The following is a 21,621-nucleotide window of genomic DNA, read 5'->3' on the forward strand; positions in this document are numbered from 1 at the left end:
TGGTGTCCGGCTCCAACTCCGATACTGCCGTCGACGCCGATTCCCGTGTGGGCCGTCGGTCCGCCGGAGCACGGACGCCCGAGTCAGGCCTGCTCACGAGGTGGTCTTTGCTTGAGTAAACGGATGCTCTCCTGAAAGCAACGTATAACTCTTCTCCTCTCTTTCGATGATTGAACTAGTTACGTACTGATACAATTATTCGTCCGGTACGCTGGATGGTCTCGCGTTCGAGACAGAGTGACCTATCATGAGCGACACACCACGCCGGACGCTGCTGCAACGGATCGGAATCGCCGGGCTGACCACCGCCGCGCTCGGGACGGGAACGGCGGCCGGACGGGGATCGGACGGCGCTTCCTCGAGTACGCCCGACCAGGCGAACGCACGGACGCGCGGCCGTACGGATCTGCTCGGCCACACGCTGCCCGAGGGCGAGAAGCCCCGCTACACGTTCGGCACGACCAGTCCCGACGGGATGTGGGGCGGGGTAAGCAGCTTCCCCAGTAGTAACAGCGGAAGCGACAGCAACGTCGTCGCGACGCTGTACGACCTCTCCGATCTCGAGCACCCGACGGTCGCCCACGAGCTCGAGTGGCCGGTCGAGAGCTACCGTTCGAACCACATGCGGTTCGACGGCACCCGCGACGGACTGTACTACGTCACCCACGAGCGCGACGACGACGAGCTGGAACCGCTGGGGATGTCGGTCGTCGACTTCGGCTGGGGCGAGGGCACTCCCGAGGAGCCCGAGGTCCTGGCGACGCTCGAGACGCCCAACACCGGCTCGCACACCAACGCCGAACACCCCGAGGAGACGGTCGTCTACATGATCGACAAGGCTGACAGCGAGCCGGGCGTGATCCCCGTCGACGTCGACGACCCGCGCGAGCCGGAACGGCGGGAGGCGGTCGGCCCCGACGGCTACTGTCACGCCCTCGAGGTCGACCCGATCCGGGACGTCCTTCACTGTGCGTACATCGGCGGCGACTTCGTGGGCTACGTCATCCTCGACATCTCCGAGGACCCGTTGCATCCCGAGGAGATCGGTCGGTTCGACTACGACGACCATCCCGACTACACCGAGGTCGGCGAGCCGGGGTTCGAGGACTGCCACCAGGCCCACTTCGATCCCGACCGCGACATCGCGATCGTCGGCGACGAGCTGTTCGGGGAGCTGCCCGGCGGGAAACACGTCTTCGACATCGGCTGGGGCGAGGGATCGCTCGAGGACCCACGGCCGATCAGTCACTTCTACTCGCCCGATGCTCGCGAGCAGGACGTCGGCGTCTGGACGACGCACTTCCACGACATCCTCCGGGACGGCGACGAGACGCTGCTGGTCGACGGCGGCTACTCGCAGGGGTTCTGGGTCGCCAACATCACCGACCCCTGCAACCCCGTGGCGACCGAGCGCTTCGCGACCGACTGCGAACTCGAGCGGGCCGACACGCGCCACTCGCCGGGGACGGCCCCGTACAACTGGTCGGCGGTGTGGAACGACGAACGGGAGTTCGCCTTCTCGAGTGACACCCTCACCGGCGCGTACACGTTCTCGGTCGACGCCCGCCTCGCCCGCGGGGAGGACGGCGGCGGTCCGGACTCACACTACGACCTCGAAGAGATCCTCGAGCGGTACAGCTGAACTGTCGATCGTCGTTTAATCGATCACCGGAGCCGGCATCGTTCGATACGCGTGCGGGGCCGACCGAGAGCCAGCTGTGGCGTCCGATAGTTCCGGACACCCCGCTCGAGCAATCGGTTGCTCACCGTTCGTATCGTATTCCCGCTACGGCCGCGCTAAGCCCCTTCTCCACGCGAAAGCTCACCCTCACGAACGGAGTCGTCAGACCGAACGAAGTAGGGTGGAGAAGTTCACATCGACCACAGTTCTTCGATTCGCGTTTCGATTGCAGCAAGGACCGTCGAATAGACTTCAAGCGGGTGCAGAGAAGGCACGGAGAGATCGGTTACCTCATCAGCAGTTGGTGGTTGGTGAAAGTGCAAGCGAGTGTTGTGCGAATTTGGATGGCGGTTCCATCGACACTCCCACCGAGTCCCGTCGAGGGGTTTTTCGACGTAGTGTACCGAGAAATCTCCGGTTGTGAACCACCGGATATCGAGTCGAGCAGCGGTGATCGACTCCGGATACTGGCTTTCGTCGAGTACTGCACGGAGGAGTCGCGGTTCGTGGCTGTTCGGATCGAACGTGGTTTCGGTGACCAACGAATCCGACCCGAGCTGTCGCTCGAGCAACTGAAGAGTCTGTCGGTCGGGTGGTCCAACCGAGTCCCCGGGCTCGTCATCCGGTGGGGAACTCATTACGCTGGAATGAGGTGGCCGTCGTTCTGCGAGAGCTGGCGGGCAAGCTCGTAGAGCCGCAGATCTCGACGCACACCCTGCCAGTCGCTCACCGCGACCATCCGTTCGTGGCGCGTCTCGTGATCGCCTCGATCGAACACGGCCACGTCCGTCGGATGTGTGACTCCGAACTGCTCCTGGAACGTCGCGTGCCGTTCCTCGAGTTCCTGGACCCGGTCGATGATGTCGTCGGTGGATAGCTCCTCCGCAATTCGGCTCGCGTCCTGCCACTCGAGGTATGCCTCGTTCCGTTCGTACTGCGGGGGACGGCTGTCGGTGTTCGCTCGGACGATTCCCATCTCGGACAACCGATCCAGGTGCTTTTTCGCGGCGTTTGGAGAGCAGTCCGCCAACTCTGCAATCTCCGTGTGTGGGGTCGGTGAGGTAACGCCAAGCGCGACCTCGTAGACTCGACCGAACGTATCGGTCCCCGCCTGCCACCGTTGCCGATCGGGCTCCGGCGCCGGGTCGAACTCGGTCATAGGGATCTGTACACGGCCGCGTTCAATATATCTTTGTATATTTCACATATTTGGTGGCAGCTGTGGTTCAGGCCATGTAGCGGAGATAGTGTGAAAGGCCATTCACCCGTACCAGGTGATCCTCGGGCTTGACCTCGAGCGATACAGCTGAGTCATCGATCGTCGTGCGTTCGGTGCCCTCCGAGGGGGCGACCGATAGCTAGCGGTGTCGACTCCCCACAGTCGGGATAGCTACGTCCGTTATCCGTCTCCGTGGTGAAATCAGTGCCATGATGGATCCGCCAGACCGGCCACCGGATCGACGCGTCGTGCTCTACCTCCGCCAGCACGCGTCCGCGGCGCTCGTCGAGGAGCTGTGCGGGCTCGTCGAGCGGGTCCGACGCCTCGAGGCCGACGGCGTCGCCGTGACCGTCGCGACCTGGGGACCCGTGACGCCCGCCCTCGAGCGACTCGGCGACACCGGGCCGTCGGTCTCGCTCACGGTCGATTCGTTCCAGGCGTGGGCCGATCGTGACGGGTACACGCTTCGGCCGGCGTTCAGCCGCTGTGAGACCACGTCGTTGCTCGAGTGCCGGCCGTGCACCGAACTCCGGGTGCCGACGGCGTGTCTGGCCGTCTCCGTCGACGGCGAGCTGCGCTGTGTCGTGCCCTGTTCGGACGGGGAGCGAACTTACGGCGTCGAGGCCTGTCTCGACGCGCTCGAGGCCGGACGGGGCGATCCCTTCGAGACGCCGGAGCCACGCGAGCCACCGCGCGAGGACGCGACGGTACCCCTCGAGTAGGCGTCGCTACCGACAGCTGTGATCGTCCCGCCGTCTCTTCGAGCGGCTACTCATGCTGTCGAGAGAGCCGTGCTGAAGACAGCGCAGACAGCACCCCGACCAATGAAGAAGGACGACTCCTCCACACCAGGTCGCTACGCCAATAACAACTGATCCGGGGAGCAACACTCGTTTCCGAGAAAGGCTTAATGCACTATCCATAGAACATGGATTGTGATGTCCACTGAAAATCGCGTCTCGACTCCACCCGATCCGGAAGAGACGTTCAACGATCTACTCACGTATGCTGAACTCCTGACGACCCCACAGCTCGCTCGGTTGTATATTTATACTCTACAGCACGGTCCAGTCACAATCGACACGATCAAAGACGAACTCGAGATGGCTCACTCGACGACCTACAAGTACATCGGGCAACTCGAGGAAATGAAGATCGTTTCTCGAGACGAAGATGAGACGCCAACAACGGTTATCGCAACACCGCTCACGCTCGAAATCGATGGCGCTCACGGCGAGTTCCGTGCGACACCGGCCGTAATCGATGCGATTGGACGACAGCTCGAGAACGACGATATTCGCGTCTTTGTCGATCGACAAGGCGTCGCCAAACTCGCCGCAGCCGTTCATTACACTCGCCGCATTATCGAGGGCGAGCTCTCCCAGCGAACTGCTGCGAACAAACTCGAGGTTCACCCAGTCGAGGGGATGACCGTCTTCGCTGCGCTCCAGGACGTCCTCGAGGATGCAACGGCGTACGATCCGTCCCTCGACCTCGCCGAGTGATGACCGAGGAGTCGATTCCGAGCGACAGCGTCGTCATCATCGACAGCAGCGTGCTGTTCGCGATGGGTGGCCCTTCGAACGAGAAATATCAGGCTTTCGAGCGTCACGTCCAGCGCCAGAATCTGACGGTATACGTGCCTCAGCAGGTAGCTGCGGAATTGGGCGAAAGTCCGGATGCCTACGCCTACCAGCGTGATCGGTTGAAGGCTGCACAGGACGCTGGGTGGTTGCACCCTGGCGAAATCGATTTCACTCTGGCGACGGTCTCCGACGTCGTCGACAAAACCAGGCGCCGGATGCTCGCCCTCTCTGCGGACGATGTCACGGAAGACGATATCGAGAAAACGGATACCATCCTCGCGGGAGTAGCCTACCAGTACGTCGTACGCAAAGAGACCCATGTCACACTACTCGTGAGTGATACGATCGCTGAACGGGCCATCGAAGATGCCCTCTCTGCAGTTGGCGTTGGTGATCGAACGACAGTAGTCGAGGGCCGGACGCTACTACGATCTCTCATGGATTGATCTTACTCGTGAGAGAGTGCAGTGACTTCCTCCCCACCCTACTCGCCCATCGCTGACGCGGTTCGCTCCTTGAGGACACATACGCTCCATGCGTCACTTGCGTAGGTGCGCTCGGCTTGGGTGGTCTCACGGCGGTGTCACCACCGCTCCCATCCCGAGGCGAGTCATCACTGCTTGGCTGTGACCATGACCTAACTGAGAGTCTGCTACACACACTCATTCCCAAAGGGCGAGATCCTCTCGCTAGTAAAGAAAACAGTTCTCGAGACCGTCTGCTTAATAAATCTAGTTCCGAAAGGCGAAACAGACAAGTCATTACCGCAGTAATCATTATGTAGCGTATGACCTTCTACGACCGGGCCGACGAACTCACCGCACTAAACACCGCCTTCAAATCGTCCGGTCATGCCTTCTATGTCGTATATGGCAGGCGTCGAGTTGGGAAAACAGCGCTGCTCAAAGAATTCTGTTCTGGACACGATCACATATACTTCCTCGCAGCCCAGGAGGCCGAACACCGCCAGCGGGAGAAGTTCGTCGAACAAGTCGCAGATGCGTTCGACGATCGCGTCCCTCGGATTGATGGCTGGGACGAGGCCTTCGAATACCTTGGCGAGAAACTCACGACAGATACCGTCGCGGTGGTCATCGACGAATTTCCCTATTTGGTCGAGGAAAACGACTCGCTCCCATCATACCTGCAGTCGTTTGTCGACGAACACCTCCAAGACACAGACTCGATGCTCGTCCTCTGTGGCTCGAGCGTGAGCACGATGGAGTCAGAAGTGCTTGGTCACGAAAGTCCACTGTACGGTCGGCGAACGGGGCAGCTCGATCTGCAGCCGTTCTCGTTCCAGCAGGCCAGCGAAGCCATCGGATACGATATCGAAGATGCAGTTCGATCGTATTCGGTGACCGGCGGGACGCCGATGTATCTCACGCTCTTTGACTACGACGACTCGCTCGCTACAAACATCCAAACACGAATCCTTTCGCCAACGGCCGTCCTCTACAACGAACCGGAGTTTCTCTTGCGAACGGAACTGCGCAATCCTGCTCGATACATGAGCATCCTCGAGGCCGTCGCGCTTGGTCATACAACACCAAATGAGATTTCCGGAGCAACAGGGATCGATTCGGGGCCCCTCTCGAAGTATCTCCAGACGCTCCGTCGGCTCCGGCTCATCGACCGCAAAATCCCCGTGACGGCGTCTGCGAAGAAATCGAAGCGCTCGCGCTATCACGTCGCCGACGAGTTCCTTCGATTCTGGTTTCGCTTCGTCGAGCCAAATCGCTCGAGTATCGAAGAAGCACCGCAAGTCGTCTTCGAGGGAACGATCGAACCGAACCTTTCGACCCATACTGCACGGACATTTGAAGAGATCTGCCAGGAAGCGATCTGGGAGGAGATTCGGCAGGAGAACCTCGAACCATACTCGGCGGTTGGACCATGGTGGTATGGGGAAACCGAGATCGATATCGTTGGCCTCGCTCCTGATGCTGATCGAATGCTCCTTGCCGAGTGCAAATGGACCACTGAGCCAGTTGGTCACGCACTCGTAGACGACCTTCGATCGAAGACGGAGAACGTCCGATGGGGTTCGCCTGACCGAGACGAACAGTTTGCACTCTTCTCAAAAAGTGGTTTTGTCGATGGACTCGGGACGGATCTCAGCAGTAATTGGACACTCTTCGACCTAGAGGACCTCCGTACACTCTTTCGGCGGGAGTGAGGGCTCACGGTGTTTCCTCGATGATTTCGATGCGTTCGATCTAGCCCATAGATACAGAACGTCCCACTTCGATAATGTAGCCGCGCGTGAGGAGACCGTCCATGCCTGGTCCTCGTTACTCGTTAACCTCGCTCCGGTCCATCCGGTGCCAGTCGATGCACTCTCGGCCGCTCTCGCCGTCGACACGGCCATCGCGGACGAAGTCCCGGGTACGAGCGCTGGGACCCTCGCTCGAGCGGGAGCGCGTCAGTCGTCGACGCGATACCGCCGTCGAACCTCGCTGAGTTCGGGCTGGATCTCCGTCGGACTGCCGGCTGCGGCCATCGCACTCTCGGTGTCTTTCAGTCCGGAGCCGGTGACGACGGCCAGGACCGACTCGTCGTCGTCGATGATCCCCTCGGCGAGTGCGCTTTGAATCCCGGCGATCGGCGTCGCTCCAGCGGGTTCGGCGTAGAGGCCTTCGGTGCTGCCGAGCGTCTGCTCCGCGTGCAGGATCTCCGCGTCGCTGACGACGACCGAGGTCCCCCCGCTCTCGTGGAGCGCCCTGGTCGCCTTTACCGTGTTGCGCGGCCGGCCGACGGCGATACTGTCGGCCACCGTCGCCGCGACGTCGTCGCTCGAGTCGTGGGCGTGGAAGGCGTCGTGAATGGCGCGTGCGCCCTCGGCCTGGACGCCGAGCAGCTTCGGAGTGTCGTCGACGTAGCCCAGGTCGTAGAACTCGCGAAAGCCCTTCCAGCCGCCGGCGATCGTACAGCCGTCGCCCATCGAGAAGACGAGCCAGTCGGGGACGTCTGCTTGTGTCTGTTCGGCGAGTTCGTGGCCGACCGTCCGTTTCCCTTCGACCTGGAAGGGGTTGATCGCCGCGTTGCGGTTGTACCAGCCGTACTCGTCGGTCACCTCCATACTGAGGTCGTAGGCCTCGTCGTAGCTTCCCCGGACGGCGAGGACGTCGGCGCCGTAGACGAGCGGCTGGGCCAGTTTCTCCTTCGGGGTGTCGTTCGGCACGAAGAGTCGACAGTCGAGCCCGCCGCGGGCGGCGTAGCCGGCGAGCGACGCCGCGGCGTTGCCCGTCGACGCACAGGTCACGACCTCCCGGCCGGCGTGGGCGGCCTTCGTGACCGAGACGCTGGTCGCCCGGTCTTTGAGCACGCCCGTCGGGTTGCGGCCGTCGTCTTTGATTCGCGTGTCGACGCCCAGCGCCTCGCTCAGTCGTGGCGCGTCGTGGAGTGCCGTACCGCCTTCCTGTAACGTCACGGGCTCCGCGTCGTCGGCGACGGGCAGGAACGCCCGGTACTTCCACTGGTTCTCGATCCGGCCGTCGAGCGGTTCGTCGAAGCGTTCCTGGATGACGTCGTAGTCGTAGGTGACCTCGAGAATCCCCCCGACGCCGGGATGGTTCGCACAGGTGTAGCGGAGTTGGTCGGGGTCGTACGTCTCGCCACAGCGGGTACACTCGAGCGCTCGGACGTGTTTCATGGGTGGAAAACGGGCGACTGGAGTGAGAAGGTTTTCCTCCGGTGGACGGTTCTCTGTTGTCGGCCCGGACAATGGGTGGCCGACGTGGCTCGAGTGTTCGCACTCGGTCTGGTCGACTCCGCCGTCAGCTGGTGGTGTGGTCTCCCGTCGGGTCGGCTGCAATCGGACTCCCGCACCGCTCGCTGCGCGTGTGGCCGGTGACGGACCGCCGTTCGCGTCCCTAGCGACGAGCGGGCGTCGTGCGACGGCGATTCGTGGGCGAACGAGAGCCGGCGTGTCGGCTCCCTCGAGCGTAGCCGGGTTTCTGGAGTGGGGTTGGGCTCGCTCTCGAGACGAGTCCTCGAGCGAACGCGCCGAACGCCTCGAGCGGGAGTCGTGTTCGGTTCCGTCACTAGAGCCGAGAGGTTCGGTCGATCTCCTCAGTTGTCCTGAACGATTGATCAGCCAGAACCGCGTCCAGCGAGGGAGGTTTCGGCCGAAAAGGACTTTTTCGATGACTCTCTCGAAACACTAGTTATTTGTGCTTCGCCAGCTATTTACTCCTCGTCTAAGAACATTGGTTCGACCTGACTATCGTTGGAATCGTCTCTATCCCTGAGCACAAATGAGCCCCCCAAACAGCATCCCCGAGGAAGAACTGAGCACCGAAACGCCGACTACCGACCGATCGCGGAGGGTCCAGGCGTGAGCGAGTACCAGTACGAGGAGCCAGTCGAGACGACCGCGAGCGTCTGCGTCGTCGGCCTGGGCTACGTGGGCCTCCCGCTGGCCGCGGCGTTCGACGCCGCGGGCAACGACGTCACCGGGTTCGACATCGACCCCGACAAGGTCGCGACCCTCGAGTCCGGCGTCGACCCCACCGGCGACGTCGGCGACGAGGCCATCGCCGAGGGCGGGATCGAGTACACTACCGACAGCGCCGACATCGCGAACGCGGAGTTCGTCATCGTGGCGGTGCCGACCCCCGTCGACGCCAACGAGAAGCCGAACCTCGGGATCGTCGAGGGCGCCGCGAAGACGGTCGGCGAGAACATGACCGAAGGGACGACCGTCGTCCTCGAGTCGACGGTCTACCCGGGCGCGACCCGGGAGGTGTTCGTCCCGGCGCTCGAGGAGGCCTCGGGGATGACCGCCGGCGAGGAGTTCGACGTGGGTTACTCGCCCGAGCGGATGGTGCCCGGCGACACCGAACACGGCCTGGCGAACGTTGTCAAGATCGTGAGCGCGTTAACCGACGAGGGCCGCGACGAACTGGTCGAGCTGTACGGCACCGTCGTCGACGCGGGGTTGCATGAGGCGCCGACGATCGAGACCGCCGAGGCCGCCAAATGCGTCGAGAACACCCAGCGCGACGTCAACATCGCCCTGATGAACGAGCTCGCGATGGTATGTGACGAGCTGGACCTCGATACCGAGGCGGTGCTCGAGGCCGCGGGCACGAAGTGGAACTTCCACGAGTACGAGCCCGGCCTGGTCGGGGGCCACTGCATCCCCGTCGATCCGTTCTATCTGTTGTATCGGAGCGAACGCGAGGGCGTCGACCCCGAGCTCATCCGGACGAGCCGCGAGGTCAACGAGTCGGTCTCCGACCACCTCGCCGACATGACGATCCGGGCGTTAAACGAGAGCGAGAAGGTCCCGAAGAACAGCCGCGTGCTCGTCGCCGGGCTGGCGTACAAGCCCGACGTCGACGACATCCGCACCTCGAAGATCGGCCAGGTCATCGAGGAGCTGCGTGGGTACGGGATCGAGGTCGTCGGCTTCGACCCCCACGCCGACCCCGAGGCGACCCGGGAGGCGTTCGACGTCGAGATCCAGGACGCCTTCGACGTCACCGAGTTCGACGGGCTCGTCATCGGCACGCCACACAGTGAGTTCCAGTCGCTGTCGCCCGCGACGCTGGCCGACCAGATGGCCGATCGGCCGGTGCTGATCGACATCGACGGCACGTTCGAGGATCAGTCGGAGCTGTTCACCTACCGGAGGTTGTAACATGTACCGCGACCACTCGATCGGCGTCGTCATCCCGGCGTACAACGAGGAAGGGTTCATCGGCGACGTGATTCGGGGGATGCCCGACTACGTCGACCGCATGTTCGTCATCGACGACTGTTCAACTGATGGGACGTGGGACGAGATGCTCGAGGCCGCGCGCGAGGACGCCGGCGTCAGCGAGTCGTTCGTCGAGGCCAGCGGGCAGGAGCTCGACTACGCGCGCGAGGCCCGCACCGACGGCGGCGGGATGCTCGCCGAGCGCGCGATCGTCCACGATCCCGTCGGACGGGTGGTGCCGATCGAACACCGCGAGAACCTCGGCGCGGGCGGGGCGATCAAGACGGGGTATCTCGCCGCTCGAGACGCGGGCGTGGATATCACCGCGACCGTCGACGGCGACGGCCAGATGGACCTCGAGCAGATGACGCGGCTGCTGGATCCGATCGTCGAGGACAAAGCGGACTACGCGAAGGCTAATCGGTTGTTGTACAAGGAATTTCGGTCCGATATGCCGCCGTTCCGGTTCTTCGGGAACTCGATTTTGACCTTTTTGACGAAGATCGCTAGCGGGTACTGGAAGACGATGGATCCCCAGAACGGGTACACGGCGATCTCGAGTTACGCGCTCGAGAACGCCGGGCTCGAGGATCTGTACGAGTACTACGGCTACTGTAACGATCTGCTGATCAAGTTGAACGCGAAGGGGATGCGCGTCGCCGACGTCGCGATGCCCGCGCTGTACGGCGACGAGGAGTCCTCGATCTCGTATCCGAGCTACATCTGGAACGTCTCGGGGATGTTGCTTCGAGGGTTCCTCTGGCGGCTAAAAACGAAGTACCTCGTGCTGGACTTTCATCCGCTCGCGCTGTTTTACTTCTTCGGCGCTGGAACCGCCGGCCTGGGAGTTCTGGCTGGCCTCTGGGCGCTGTACACTGCCCTATTCCTCGGCGAGTCGCTGTTCATGCGCGGCACGGTAAGTATGATGCTGTTCACGATGGGTAGCATGTTCCTGATGTTTGCCATGCTGTTCGATATGCAGGTTAACGAGGCTCAGGAGACGCAGATTCGGGAGTAGACGCAGCGAACGAGCCGCAAATCAGTTTTCGAATTCCGCAGGCGCTCAAATAGCGGCCGGTGTCAGTCCGCCGAACTACTGCTGGCGACGGGCGGTTCCTGCCGTTCGACATTTTCGTCTACGAGTTCCCGGTAGACGTCCGTTGTCTGTCGTACGGTGTCCCGCCAGGAGTAGCCGTTCAGAATCTTCTCACGACCTCTCTCACCCAGTTCCTCTCGCCTTTCGGGGTTCATGTCGAGGAACTCGTCGAGCGCGTCAGCGAGCTCTGCGGGCGACTCTGACGGAACGAGCTGGCCGACGTCCTCAACAAGCGGGCGGAGCTGTTTGAGATCCGTCGTCACGACGGGCGTCTCGCAGGCGAGTGCCTCGAGGACCGTCCGGGGCATCCCCTCGGCGAGACTCGGCAGCGCGAACAGGTCTGCCTCGCCGACGACTGCGGGGATCGCCTCGTTCGGAATCTCACCCAGGAACTCGACTCGATCGCGGATTCCCTTCTCGCGCGCGAGTGCCTCGAGTTCCTCGCGCTGCGGACCGTCGCCGACAAGGACGAGCTCCCGTTCCGGATACGAGTCGGCGACGCGAGCGAACGCGTCGATCAGGTAATGGGCTCCCTTTCCGGGCTGGAGCCGGCCGACGAACGCGACGTACGGGTCCTCGGTGCTGTTATCGACGCTATCCGGTACGAAACCACCGTCGGCTGCCGTCGGCGCGAACTGCTCGCAGTCGATCCCGTTGTGGATCACGTCGATATCGGTGTTGACCCCGCGGTCGAGCAGTTCGTTCCGATCTCGCTCATGATAACAGAGGATTCTGTCTGCAGACTCGAAGGCGAGTCGGCCGACTGTCGGGAGGTACGTGAGCTGAACCCACTTCGAGACGCTCTGGGACATGATACCGTGGTTCGTCAGGACGGTCGGCTTATCACGGAGTTTAGAGGCCAGCGCGGCGACGACACTCGAGAAGTAGAGATGCGAGTGAATATGAACGACGTCGTACTGTTCCGCCTCCGTGACGAGATCCGAGACGATGCCCGGCGTGATCGTGTTGTTCATCGGCCGGGCGACCTGTCTATAGCGTTTTACCTTGTAGCCATCGCGGGTCTCACAGCCCGGGAGCGACGAATCGCCGTTATCTGACGTGTAAACGGTGACGTCGTGTCCATCCTCGGCCTGTAGTCGAGAGAGATGGTGTGCATGGAGCCCTATCCCACCCATCTTCTCTGGATAGAGACTTGGGACGACACGCATTACATTCATTATGTCTGGTTCCTCATCGAGTAGGGACATACATTTTTCGAATGTGGATTTCTCTTGTGAATAATACAGAACTCACCTTGCAATAGCCGGGTCTGTGTAGAGCACTGAGGACGAACCTTTCGTGTGGCTCAGTGCAAAAAACTCAATACAAAAGTCGATTACCTACAGTAAATCAACGTCATCGAGCTCTGGATCGTAGCCTCCACCGAGTGCCGGTCGGTTTTCGGCGTTGATCTGGCCCGAGCTCAGCGTGATATCCGGACGACGAATGCTGACGCTGCCGTTGTCGTTTGCCGTAGTCACGTCTTCGACGGTGAAATTCTCGATGAGCACACCGGATGGGTCCGTGTCACTGGTGTATGTAGCTCGGATCGCTGGTGCATCGACGGGCGGCCCACAGAAGAGGTCGAGACCGGTGATCTGGCCCCCGTCGGCGTCGCTGTTGATTCTGAAGATGTCGTTCTGGGCGTCACTGCCGTCGATCTCGATTCGTTCAGCAAGCGGTTCGCCACCCTGGAACCAGAGGCCGGCACCGGGATAGATCTGGTCGGAAGCCGCATCCAAAAGGACCTTACAGTCTCGAGCCTCGTCGGCGGCGCCGATTCGGAGGGTGCCGTTTCCGCAGTTGACCGCCGTCCCGTGGACGATGAGGTTCTCGCCGTCACTGTTACTCACGTAGAATCCGTTGTCGACGTACTCCTCGACATAACACTGCTGCCAGATGTTGATCCCCTCGTGTGGTGGGTCGGCACTGAACCCGATCGAGTGTCCGACTGACGGCTCGTCGGAGTCGGCGATTTCACCATCGGGGAAGCTGAGGTTGCGAACCATCGAGAGCATCTCCGGATCGCGCGTGTTGATCAGACAGGTGTACCGGCCGCCGCCCTGTGGACCGTGTCGCCAGCGCGAGCCGACAAGCTCGACGTTGTCGATCAGACAGCGACCGACGTGTGCCGTAATGAATCCGGTGTCTCGCTCCGATTGGTCGGCAATGTCGAGGTCGAAATCCTGGAGGACAACGTGTTGGGGCGGGTTATCGTCAGCCCAGGTACCGAGTTCGAACGCGACATTGACGCTATGGTTTCGGACCTGGAGAGTCGCTCGTGGCTCTCCTCTGATTTCAAGGTACTCGATCGGATCGGAGAGAACGAACTCGGTGTTCCAGTTGTATGTCCCCGCCGGCAGGACGAACTCGTGGTTGACCTCGTTTTGGGCAGTAATATACGCGAGGAGTTCCGCGGCCAAGTCTCCGCTCTCGTCGATCGAAGGTTCTTCGACGACGTCGACGGTCGTGACGTCGAGCGAGCGGTTCTCGAGGGAGGACGTCAGTCCACTACCTGCCAGCGTCGTTTGAATCTGATCGATGCAGTACCGGTAGCTCTCAGTGAGCGACTCACCGGTATAGATGCCGTGTGTAACCGAGACTAACTCACTCTCGAGTGGGTAGTCGGTCGCTGCTCGCCCCCGGGTGTAGCTCTCGCCATCGCTGTCACACAGCACCCAACAGACGTCATCAGCCTCGAGTTCGACATCGAAGACGAACGTGTCTCCGGGGTTGAAGCCCTCGATTGACTGTTGCCGAAGAACGTTTCCGGAATCGTCCGTCAGATATGCCGCCGTAACGTCCGTTTCTCCGGAGAGGCGACACTGCAGACCACGGATGGGCTCCGTTGCCTGAATGCGGACACCGGACCAGTCCGTGAACCCGGATTGAGCTTCCTCGTCGCTTCCGAGACTGAGTGTATCCACGTTCGCGTTCGCCTGTACCGTTTGAATTTGATCGATACAGTACCGATAGCTAGTGGTGAGAGACTCACCGGTGTAGATCCCGTGTGTCGCCGAGAGATAGTCGCTCTCGAGTGGGTAGTCGACGGCTGTGCGGCCCCGAGTATAAGCGTCACCATCCCCGTCACACAGAATCCAGTAGACCTCGTCAACACCGAGCCCGGTATCGAACATAAACGTCTCACCCGGCTCTAAATCAGCAACTGATTGCTGAGAGAGGATGTTTCCGGAGTCGTCCGTGAGATAAGCAGTGGTGACGTCGGTTTCGGTAGAGAGCCGACACTGCAGCCCGTGAGCTACTTCCGCGACTTCGACACGAACGCCGGACCAACTCGTAAACCCTGACTGGCCCTCCGCATCGTTCCCCAGACTCAGTGTATCGACGTCGTCGTGCCCCTGAAGTGTCTCTATTTGGTCGATACAGTACCGATAACTAGTGGTGTGCGATTCCCCGGTGTAGATCCCGTGTGTTGCGACGAAATTGTTGCTCTCGATTGGATAGTCGGCTTGAGCTCGTCCTCGAGTGTAGCTCTCACCGTCACTATCACAGAGGACCCAGTACGCTTCACCAGCGGCTAGTACATCATCGAATACGAACGTTCCGCCAGACTCTACGTCAGCAACTGACTGTTGAGAGAGAACGTTTCCGGAGTCGTCGGTGAGATAGGCCGTGGTGACGTCGGTCTCGTCGGAGAGTCGACATTGAAGGCCATGAACCGCTTCCGTGAGTTCGACGCGAACACCGGACCAGCTCGTGAACCCGGACTGGGCCTCGTCGTCCGAACCCAGATTGAGGAGATCCGTTGTACCCGGCGAGTCTGGCGTCACAAAGTTCGTCTGTTGCGGGACGATTCGATCGACACAGTACCGATAGCTCTCGGTTTGCTGACTGCCACCGTAGATCCCGTGTGTGATATCCAGGGCGGTACCTTCGATAGGGTAGTCGGCTGCCGCTCGGCCACGAACGTAGCTCCGACCGCGAGCGTCGAAGACGATTCGGTAGGCCTCGCCTGGCTCAAGCGAACTCTCGAACGCGAACGTATCGCCTCCGTCAAGTGTCGCGACCGTTTGTCGTTCAAGAACGCTACCACCGTCCGTCGTCAGATATGCCGTCGTGACATCCTCGGTCTCTGTCGAAAGTCGACACTCAAGTCCGTGGATGGATTCAGTAACCTGGACACGAACGCCGGACCAGTCGTCTAAGCTGTCCCAGGATTGCCCCTCATCGTCAGTTCCGAGGTTCAGAGCCTGGCCGGTTGGTTCGTCTACGTCCGGAATCTGAATCTGATCGATACAGTAGCGATAGCCCCCGGTTTCCATATCCCCACCGTAAATTCCGTTTGTCGCTATGAGTGAGTCGCTCTCCAGTGGATAGTCTGCTCCAGCACGACCACGAACGTAGCTGTCTCCGTCTGCGTCACACAGCACCCAGTAGGCCTCGTCAGCGACAAGCCCGGTATCGAACGAGAAGCTCTCTCCGCTTCCGAGATTGGTGATCGACTGCTGGTCGATAACGTCCCCAGAGTCGTCAGCCAGATACGCCTCGGTGACACCGCTGGTGGCTGCAGACAACCGACAGTCGAACTCCGTGACGTCCGTGGTCGCTTGAATGCGAACCCCGGATGGCTGATCTAAGCCGCTCCACGACTGTGACTCCTCGTCGCTTCCCAAGTCAAGTGTCTCACCACCGAACGCCGGACTGATCCGATCGACACAGTAACGATAATTACTCGTTGTTAACCCATCGCCGGTGAACACCCCGGTCATCGCGACCAGTGAGTCGCTCTCGATCGGATAGTCAACCGCCGCTCGACCCCGCCCATACTCATACCCCCGGGCATCACAGAGGATCCAGTAGGTCTCGTCGGCCTCGAGTTCGGTCTCGAGCGTAAACGTCTCTCCGGGACTGAGCGTCGCGATCGACTGTCGCTCGAGGATGTTACCTGACCCGTCAGTCAGGTACGCTGTAAGAGCGCCTGTCGTCCAAGCAGAGAGACGACACTCGAGTCCATTGATGGCCTCGGTCGTCTCGAACTCGAAACCGGATCGATTGTTCAGGTTCTGCTGATGGTCGTCGTCCGCGAGATCGAGTACTGCTGGGGTCATCTTTGCATCCCCGTATTCCTCGTCGCGTTGCTCACGCTACCCGTTCCGTGCCCGTTGTGTTGGGTTTCCGGTCGTCGTCCCATGTTGTCTTGTATTAGTGTATTGCTGCTAGATTGATTTCTGAAACTATACTATTGTAGCCTTCAGTTATTGAGTTGATCGTCGTTCGGATAGACTATATTACCTGAAGATAGAATGACCCATAATATAAAGCATTTATCCTCTACGGAACATAGAAGACTATTTATTCTATTATTTCAACAGTGTGAATGAGAGTAAGGCTGCAGGGCAAGTAGTGGACGGCATCCCATACCGTCCGGACTCATTATGAATATTGGCGTAGCCTGATTGCTTTCGCGAGACAAGTTTTGCACAAATGCTTCCGCTCTTGCTGGCAAAAAACTTATACTACACACTTCCATCTATAAAACAGAGATGACGAGAATTGGGGACTGTATTTCGGTTATCGTCGGTTCTTCTGAAGCGCTTTGCTCCGAGCAGAGTTGGTTTGCTCGAACAATGACATCTTTTTGGAGGCAAAGCCGCGGTATAACCAGATCTGGTGGCTCTATATCTCTATCCAAGGCTAATTCGTCTGATAACGCACTCATTTGTGGTTTTCGATGACGATAGCACATGGTGTGGTTTCTATCGACGGATCACTGAAGAAGGGGATATTCGAGGAATGGCTTCCTGGGACTCAATTACTGCGGTACACGACCGACGACGTTGCAGTTGCAACTTCTCAAAGGAACGATCAGCCGACAACTGCCGGAACTGACTCGGTCCGGTGCTGGCTCATCGGCGAGGTCTACGGTCGCAGTGTCACCGGACGCGACGGTTCGGAGGCCTACAGGGCCAGACCCGACCACCTCACCTCCGCAGAGTTCTGTCTGTCCCTCTATGAACAGTCGGGCTTCGAGTTCCTCGAGGAACTCAACGGGAACTATACGTTGTTACTCTACGATGAGACTCGCCAACGTTTTGCCATCTGTACCGATCGGTTCGGGACGGTCCCCATCTACTGGACGCAGACCGACGACGGTGCCATTGTTTTCTCGACGAACATCCAGTACCTTCCGTTCCATCCGGCAGTCGATACCGCGTATCATCCGGCCTATCTTCACGAGTATCTCGCGTTCCGATGTACGTTCGGCGTCAAAACACCGCTCGAGGGAGTCGAGAAGTTCGAACCGGGAACGATCACCTCAGTCGTGCTCGACGAGCGTTCGATCCGGACCGACCAGTACTGGCGTCCCCACTACCAGCCGCGTGCGGAGCCCTTCGAGTGGTTTGTCGAGGAGTTCGCCGCTCGGTTCCAGACGGTGATCAACGACTGGGTACGAGACGACCACAAGTACGGCGTGTTGTTGTCGGGGGGACGGGATTCGCGGCTCATCCTGGCGGCTCTCGACGATGCGACCGCGTTCCATATGAACGACTGGATCAATCGTGAGGCCCGGACTGCGATTCAGATCGCCCTCCAGGCCGGTGCTGAGTTCCATCTGCTTGAACGCGGCGCGGCCTACCGGATCCAGGCACTCAAGCGCAACCGGTGGGCCGATTCGTTCAACGGCTGGTTCAGTCAGCCCTATACGAGTGGGTTTGAAGCTGAGATCACTGAGCGCGTGGATGGTCTGTTCTCGGGGCTGTACAGCGACTCGTTGTTCAGCGGCTACAGCGTCCCATCGCCGAGGGTGTCACTTGGACCGCTGGGTTCGATGGCGGTCCCGATCGAGCGTTCGATCGATACGATCGGCGAGTACATCGACCTGCTGCTCGAGCGGGCCCACGACAACCTCGACATGCCGACCGATCTCCGGACGATCCTCGAGTCGAACATCTACCGTGACGGTGACCGAATCATCCACCACGGGGTCACCTACGAGTCGCTCGAGGACCTGGTCTACTACGGGAGCTGTTACCCGCTCTCGAACGACGACGATATGCGGGTTCACAGCGATCTTCGGCGGATGCTCCCGTACCGGTCGCCGTTTCTCGACAACCGGTTGTTGGACCTCTCGCTGTCGATGCCGCCCCGATACCGGCTCCAGCGAGATCTCGTTGGCCAGGCGGTCGCTCGGCTTGACCCATCTCTCGCGGCGATCCCTCATGCCAGTACCGGAGTGGCACTCTCGCGGCCGTTTCCGATCCAGTATATCGGCGAACACCTCTTAGAGCTCTGGCAGAAGCATCTGTCCACCCGATCGCCACCGGAACCGTATATGACCGACGGTCCGTGGCTGGACGATGTTGAACTGCTTCGCTCGTTCGAGTTCCCGACCGAAGTGCTCAGCAAGTACGGGCGGTTGGCCGACGCCTCTCCTGGCCCGGACGCGAACGCGATCCACGAGCTGTACCGGGATCACTGCAACGGAGAGAACTATATCGGTGAACTCTACACGCTGTTGACGGTGTTGACGATGCCGGTGACCGAACAGCTTCTTGATGGTGAAGCGAACTCAAACCCCACCGGGGTTCGTCGTCCGCGGACAGTAGTAGACGAGGATGACTGAGAAGCGTCTACGACCGGTATCGGTGGTAGCCGGTCTCCCCGTTGGACATCACGATCCATAGTCGGTCTCTACTTCGAAATGGTAGTTCCCGCTGTCACTACACCGCTTTCTCAGTTCTGAGCAGGCTCCGCTGGCAGGCCCGACAGCCGGGATCTGCCACTCGTCTGTCGGAGGATCCGCTGGCTGCTGCCACGGGACGCTGGGAGCAGCAAGGCCACACTGAGGACAGGTCGCGACGCTGAGGTATGACCGAGAGCGAGAATTCCCTCAACAGGAACCTGTATTGAGGACGCTCTGAGCTAACCGAGGCACAGAGTGATTTCAATCTTATTGAATAGATTTATTAATCAAAGGAAACATATACAAGTATGAACAGACGGCTTTTCACGAAAGTCACAGGTGTCTCGGTAGTCGGGGTCCTTGCCGGTTGTACATCTCCCGACGACGATGAGTCGGATGATACTGACGACGGGGCAACAACCGAGGCCGACGATGAGCCAGCCGACGGCAACGGTGACGAACCGGTCGATGACGAACCCGAAGAGACGGACGACGTCGGTGATGAGGATCCTGCCGATGACGATACCGATGAGGAAGCGGATGACGACGCCGATGATGAGGACCCAACTGACGACGATACGGGCGAGGAAGCGGGTGAAGACGCTGATGATGAGGAACCAGTCGACGACGATACCGATGAGGAAGCAGACGAGGAGACCGACGACGAGGAACCTGCGGATGAAGACGCTGATGAGGAATCTGAAGACGGGGAGGCCGACGAGACGGATGAGGACGACACCGATGACGACCCGTCAGAGCCGGACGAACTGGATGCAGAGCTCGTGCTCGATGACGAGCTAGAGGATCTGCTCGAGGTCGACCACGAGTTCGTTTGGGAGTCCTCCGAGGGCTCACACCTCTGTAACATCAACGTCGAGATGGACAATACGTCGGCAACTGCCGAACTCTACTACGAGGGGGTTGGGATGATCACCGATGCCGATGAAAATCATCTCTCTAGTGACGCTGCACGGTTCAGCCTTGATCCGGAGAGCAGTTCCGAGCACAGTTTCTCGCTCGATCAGTGTGCTGAGACGGCTGCATATCGTGTCGAGTTCGAAGCCGACCAGATCGTCGAGGAGTGAGTCAGGGAGGACAGACCGGCCGATAACCCGCGTATAGGACCTTCTTTTGGGAAGGCTACAGTGTTCCCGGTCGACGACGTTCCGAGTTGGTGAGATGTGTGTCTTGGTACCTCACATATAGTTCTTACTCACTGTATGAATTGTACTAATTTTATATACTATAGTCAATTTTTCTTGGATGGTTACAATGCAAGACAGATCGGCAACAAAGAACTCACAGCAACGAGCAACTACCAGCCGACGAGCGCTTGTCGTCGGCGGCTCGGCGACGGTACTCGGGTCGTTTACGCTCGGGACCGTCAGTGCTGGGGAGTCGGTCACCGAGGAGGTTCGAACGCTGCGTTCGGGAACGCGCTACGAGACGCCGGCCTATATCCGTGAGGCGCCGACGGCGGGTGAGACCGTGGTCGTCCTTGGTGGTGTGCACGGCAGCGAACGGGCTGGAATCGACGCTGCACACACAGTCCGCGAGTGGGAGTTCGATCAGGGAACGCTCGTCGTGATTCCCGAGGCCAACGCACCCGCGGTTCGTAACAGTACGTATAGCGGTCCCGATGGTGATCTTAACCAGCAGTTCCCGTCGGGTCGGTCGCCGACAACGTCAATCGCCGAGGCGATCTGGGAGTTCATCACCGAAATGGATCCTGCGGCCGTCATCGACATGCATAGTTCGATGGGTATCTGGGGATCGTCTCGTGGACCCAGCGGGTTCGGCCAAGCGATCTTTCCGTCCGCTGCGGGCGGGTCTCGAGAGATCGCAGGTCGGGTCAATCGCTCGCTGAACGATGAGTTGATCCACGCCTCCGAGGAGTACGACAGCGCCTACGAGTTCACAGTAGGGAATACGCTTGGCGGCGAGCATCCCCGTCTCATCCACAAGGTCGCGGCTGATCTCGGTCGAGCCGGCTATCTGACGGAGGTGACTCGCCACGGCACCGATCTCGCGACTCGGACCAGGTGGTCCGAAGCAATCGCGGCAGACCTGCTTGGACACCACGGTATCGTGGCCGAGTACACGCCGGACTAACGCTCTCTCGTACACGGACTTGAGGGCTATACTCTTGCGGTGACAACGATGGCTTACAAAAAATCGCACTTCGGTTTCTCCGGTCTGGGCTCTGGGAAGTCATCGTCACTCGCCGAGTTCGAAGGTGTGATTGACGTCGTGACTGCGGACCTGCAGACCCGGGGCTCTCCTCTGAGTTCGGGGTACTCAAGCGAGTAGTCGGCTGCCGCCCGGCCACGGGTGTAGCTGTCACCGTCGCCACCATACAGTACCCAACAGACGTCACCGCCCTCTAGTTCGATGTCGAAGACGAACATCTAGCCGGACTGAGCTTCCTCGTCGCTCTCGAGGCCGAGTGTATCCATGTTCACGTTCGCTTGCACCGTTTGAATTTGGTCGAGACAGCACCAGTAGTTGTCCGAGAGGGACGTTCCGTCGTAGAACCCACGGTTGGCGAGGAATCCAGTGACATCGAACAGCAGGGCCGCGACGTGGTCAGACAGGCGCTCGACTACGCCGCTTTTCGGTTCCTCACTACGGACAGGCGTGACTGCGACAACGAGTGGTCTCGCCTGACAAAGGACGAATCCAGCAAG

15 protein-coding genes are annotated in these 21,621 nt (G+C 60.1%); 10 read left to right on the forward strand and 5 right to left on the reverse strand.

The features are described 5' to 3' along the window. Positions 1-247: 247 nt before the first annotated feature. Positions 248-1,642, forward strand: coding sequence for an LVIVD repeat-containing protein (locus tag ACFEMD_RS05940; RefSeq protein WP_394740045.1), 1,395 nt, complete (start codon positions 248-250; stop codon positions 1,640-1,642). 230 nt (positions 1,643-1,872) lie between these two features. Here the strand turns inward: ACFEMD_RS05940 and ACFEMD_RS05945 are convergent, their stop codons facing one another. Together ACFEMD_RS05945 and ACFEMD_RS05950 are read right to left on the reverse strand one after the other, a co-directional pair. Beyond that, complete coding sequence (locus ACFEMD_RS05945; RefSeq protein ID WP_394740046.1) at positions 1,873-2,319, reverse strand: hypothetical protein; 447 nt, start codon at positions 2,317-2,319, stop codon at positions 1,873-1,875. Continuing rightward, a complete protein-coding gene (locus ACFEMD_RS05950; protein ID WP_394740047.1) occupies positions 2,319-2,840 on the reverse strand; it encodes a DUF7342 family protein in 522 nt (173 codons plus the stop codon). The genes ACFEMD_RS05945 and ACFEMD_RS05950 overlap by 1 nt, the downstream gene beginning before the upstream one ends. Before the next feature lie 269 nt (positions 2,841-3,109). On the opposite strand from ACFEMD_RS05950, the gene ACFEMD_RS05955 reads away from it, so the two are divergent. The 4 genes from ACFEMD_RS05955 (at position 3,110) to ACFEMD_RS05970 (ending at position 6,665) form a co-directional block, all read left to right on the forward strand. After that, complete coding sequence (locus tag ACFEMD_RS05955) at positions 3,110-3,622, forward strand: HTH domain-containing protein (protein ID WP_394740048.1); 513 nt, start codon at positions 3,110-3,112, stop codon at positions 3,620-3,622. Positions 3,623-3,838: 216 nt separating this feature from the next. After that, entirely contained in the window at positions 3,839-4,405 is a 567-nt protein-coding gene (locus ACFEMD_RS05960; protein ID WP_394740049.1) for a DUF7437 domain-containing protein, read from the forward strand. Beyond that, entirely contained in the window at positions 4,405-4,932 is a 528-nt protein-coding gene (locus ACFEMD_RS05965; RefSeq protein WP_394740050.1) for a hypothetical protein, read from the forward strand. Before ACFEMD_RS05960 ends, ACFEMD_RS05965 begins: the two co-directional genes overlap by 1 nt. A gap of 341 nt (positions 4,933-5,273) precedes the next feature. Continuing rightward, positions 5,274-6,665 carry an ATP-binding protein gene (locus tag ACFEMD_RS05970; protein WP_394740051.1) on the forward strand — a complete coding sequence of 464 codons (1,392 nt, stop codon included), beginning with the start codon at positions 5,274-5,276 and terminating at the stop codon, positions 6,663-6,665. 246 nt (positions 6,666-6,911) lie between these two features. Here ACFEMD_RS05970 and thrC read toward each other — a convergent pair whose 3' ends face one another. Next, positions 6,912-8,141 carry a threonine synthase gene (gene thrC / locus ACFEMD_RS05975; protein WP_394740052.1) on the reverse strand — a complete coding sequence of 410 codons (1,230 nt, stop codon included), beginning with the start codon at positions 8,139-8,141 and terminating at the stop codon, positions 6,912-6,914. Between the two features lie 684 nt (positions 8,142-8,825). On the opposite strand from thrC, the gene ACFEMD_RS05980 reads away from it, so the two are divergent. Continuing rightward, a complete protein-coding gene (locus ACFEMD_RS05980; protein WP_394740053.1) occupies positions 8,826-10,133 on the forward strand; it encodes a nucleotide sugar dehydrogenase in 1,308 nt (435 codons plus the stop codon). A gap of 1 nt (position 10,134) precedes the next feature. Beyond that, the gene (locus ACFEMD_RS05985; protein WP_394740054.1) at positions 10,135-11,211 is read left to right on the forward strand and encodes a glycosyltransferase family 2 protein; all 1,077 of its coding nucleotides are present in this window, start codon (positions 10,135-10,137) and stop codon (positions 11,209-11,211) included. A 62-nt stretch (positions 11,212-11,273) separates the two neighbouring features. On the opposite strand, the gene ACFEMD_RS05990 is transcribed toward ACFEMD_RS05985, so the two are convergent. Both ACFEMD_RS05990 and ACFEMD_RS05995 read right to left on the reverse strand, forming a co-directional pair. Then, positions 11,274-12,497, reverse strand: coding sequence for a glycosyltransferase family 4 protein (locus tag ACFEMD_RS05990; protein WP_394740055.1), 1,224 nt, complete (start codon positions 12,495-12,497; stop codon positions 11,274-11,276). A gap of 132 nt (positions 12,498-12,629) precedes the next feature. Further along, a complete protein-coding gene (locus ACFEMD_RS05995; protein WP_394740056.1) occupies positions 12,630-15,923 on the reverse strand; it encodes a hypothetical protein in 3,294 nt (1,097 codons plus the stop codon). Positions 15,924-16,981: 1,058 nt separating this feature from the next. Here ACFEMD_RS05995 and ACFEMD_RS06000 point away from each other — a divergent pair. From ACFEMD_RS06000 to ACFEMD_RS06010, 3 genes are all read left to right on the forward strand, one after another. Then, on the forward strand, positions 16,982-18,874 hold the full coding sequence (locus ACFEMD_RS06000; RefSeq protein ID WP_394740057.1) for an asparagine synthase-related protein: 1,893 nt from the start codon (positions 16,982-16,984) through the stop codon (positions 18,872-18,874). Positions 18,875-19,242: 368 nt separating this feature from the next. Further along, complete coding sequence (locus ACFEMD_RS06005; RefSeq protein WP_394740059.1) at positions 19,243-20,019, forward strand: hypothetical protein; 777 nt, start codon at positions 19,243-19,245, stop codon at positions 20,017-20,019. A 187-nt stretch (positions 20,020-20,206) separates the two neighbouring features. After that, positions 20,207-21,046, forward strand: a complete 840-nt coding sequence (locus tag ACFEMD_RS06010) for a succinylglutamate desuccinylase/aspartoacylase domain-containing protein (protein ID WP_394740060.1) — start codon at positions 20,207-20,209, stop codon at positions 21,044-21,046. Positions 21,047-21,621: the final 575 nt, after the last annotated feature.

The organism is Natronococcus roseus, from assembly GCF_043677095.1.
Lineage (GTDB): Archaea > Halobacteriota > Halobacteria > Halobacteriales > Natrialbaceae > Natronococcus > Natronococcus roseus.

Bases quoted from the DNA above. Each gene is read 5' to 3' on its own strand.
- ACFEMD_RS06010 (WP_394740060.1), top strand. From the start codon at position 20,207: ATGCAAGACAGATCGGCAACAAAGAACTCACAGCAACGAGCAACTACC.
- ACFEMD_RS05945 (WP_394740046.1), bottom strand. From the start codon at position 2,319: ATGAGTTCCCCACCGGATGACGAGCCCGGGGACTCGGTTGGACCACCC.
- ACFEMD_RS05990 (WP_394740055.1), bottom strand. From the start codon at position 12,497: ATGTCCCTACTCGATGAGGAACCAGACATAATGAATGTAATGCGTGTC.
- ACFEMD_RS05970 (WP_394740051.1), top strand. From the start codon at position 5,274: ATGACCTTCTACGACCGGGCCGACGAACTCACCGCACTAAACACCGCC.
- ACFEMD_RS05985 (WP_394740054.1), top strand. From the start codon at position 10,135: ATGTACCGCGACCACTCGATCGGCGTCGTCATCCCGGCGTACAACGAG.
- thrC (WP_394740052.1), bottom strand. From the start codon at position 8,141: ATGAAACACGTCCGAGCGCTCGAGTGTACCCGCTGTGGCGAGACGTAC.
- ACFEMD_RS06005 (WP_394740059.1), top strand. From the start codon at position 19,243: ATGAACAGACGGCTTTTCACGAAAGTCACAGGTGTCTCGGTAGTCGGG.
- ACFEMD_RS05950 (WP_394740047.1), bottom strand. From the start codon at position 2,840: ATGACCGAGTTCGACCCGGCGCCGGAGCCCGATCGGCAACGGTGGCAG.
- ACFEMD_RS05955 (WP_394740048.1), top strand. From the start codon at position 3,110: ATGATGGATCCGCCAGACCGGCCACCGGATCGACGCGTCGTGCTCTAC.
- ACFEMD_RS06000 (WP_394740057.1), top strand. From the start codon at position 16,982: ATGACGATAGCACATGGTGTGGTTTCTATCGACGGATCACTGAAGAAG.
- ACFEMD_RS05960 (WP_394740049.1), top strand. From the start codon at position 3,839: ATGTCCACTGAAAATCGCGTCTCGACTCCACCCGATCCGGAAGAGACG.
- ACFEMD_RS05940 (WP_394740045.1), top strand. From the start codon at position 248: ATGAGCGACACACCACGCCGGACGCTGCTGCAACGGATCGGAATCGCC.
- ACFEMD_RS05965 (WP_394740050.1), top strand. From the start codon at position 4,405: ATGACCGAGGAGTCGATTCCGAGCGACAGCGTCGTCATCATCGACAGC.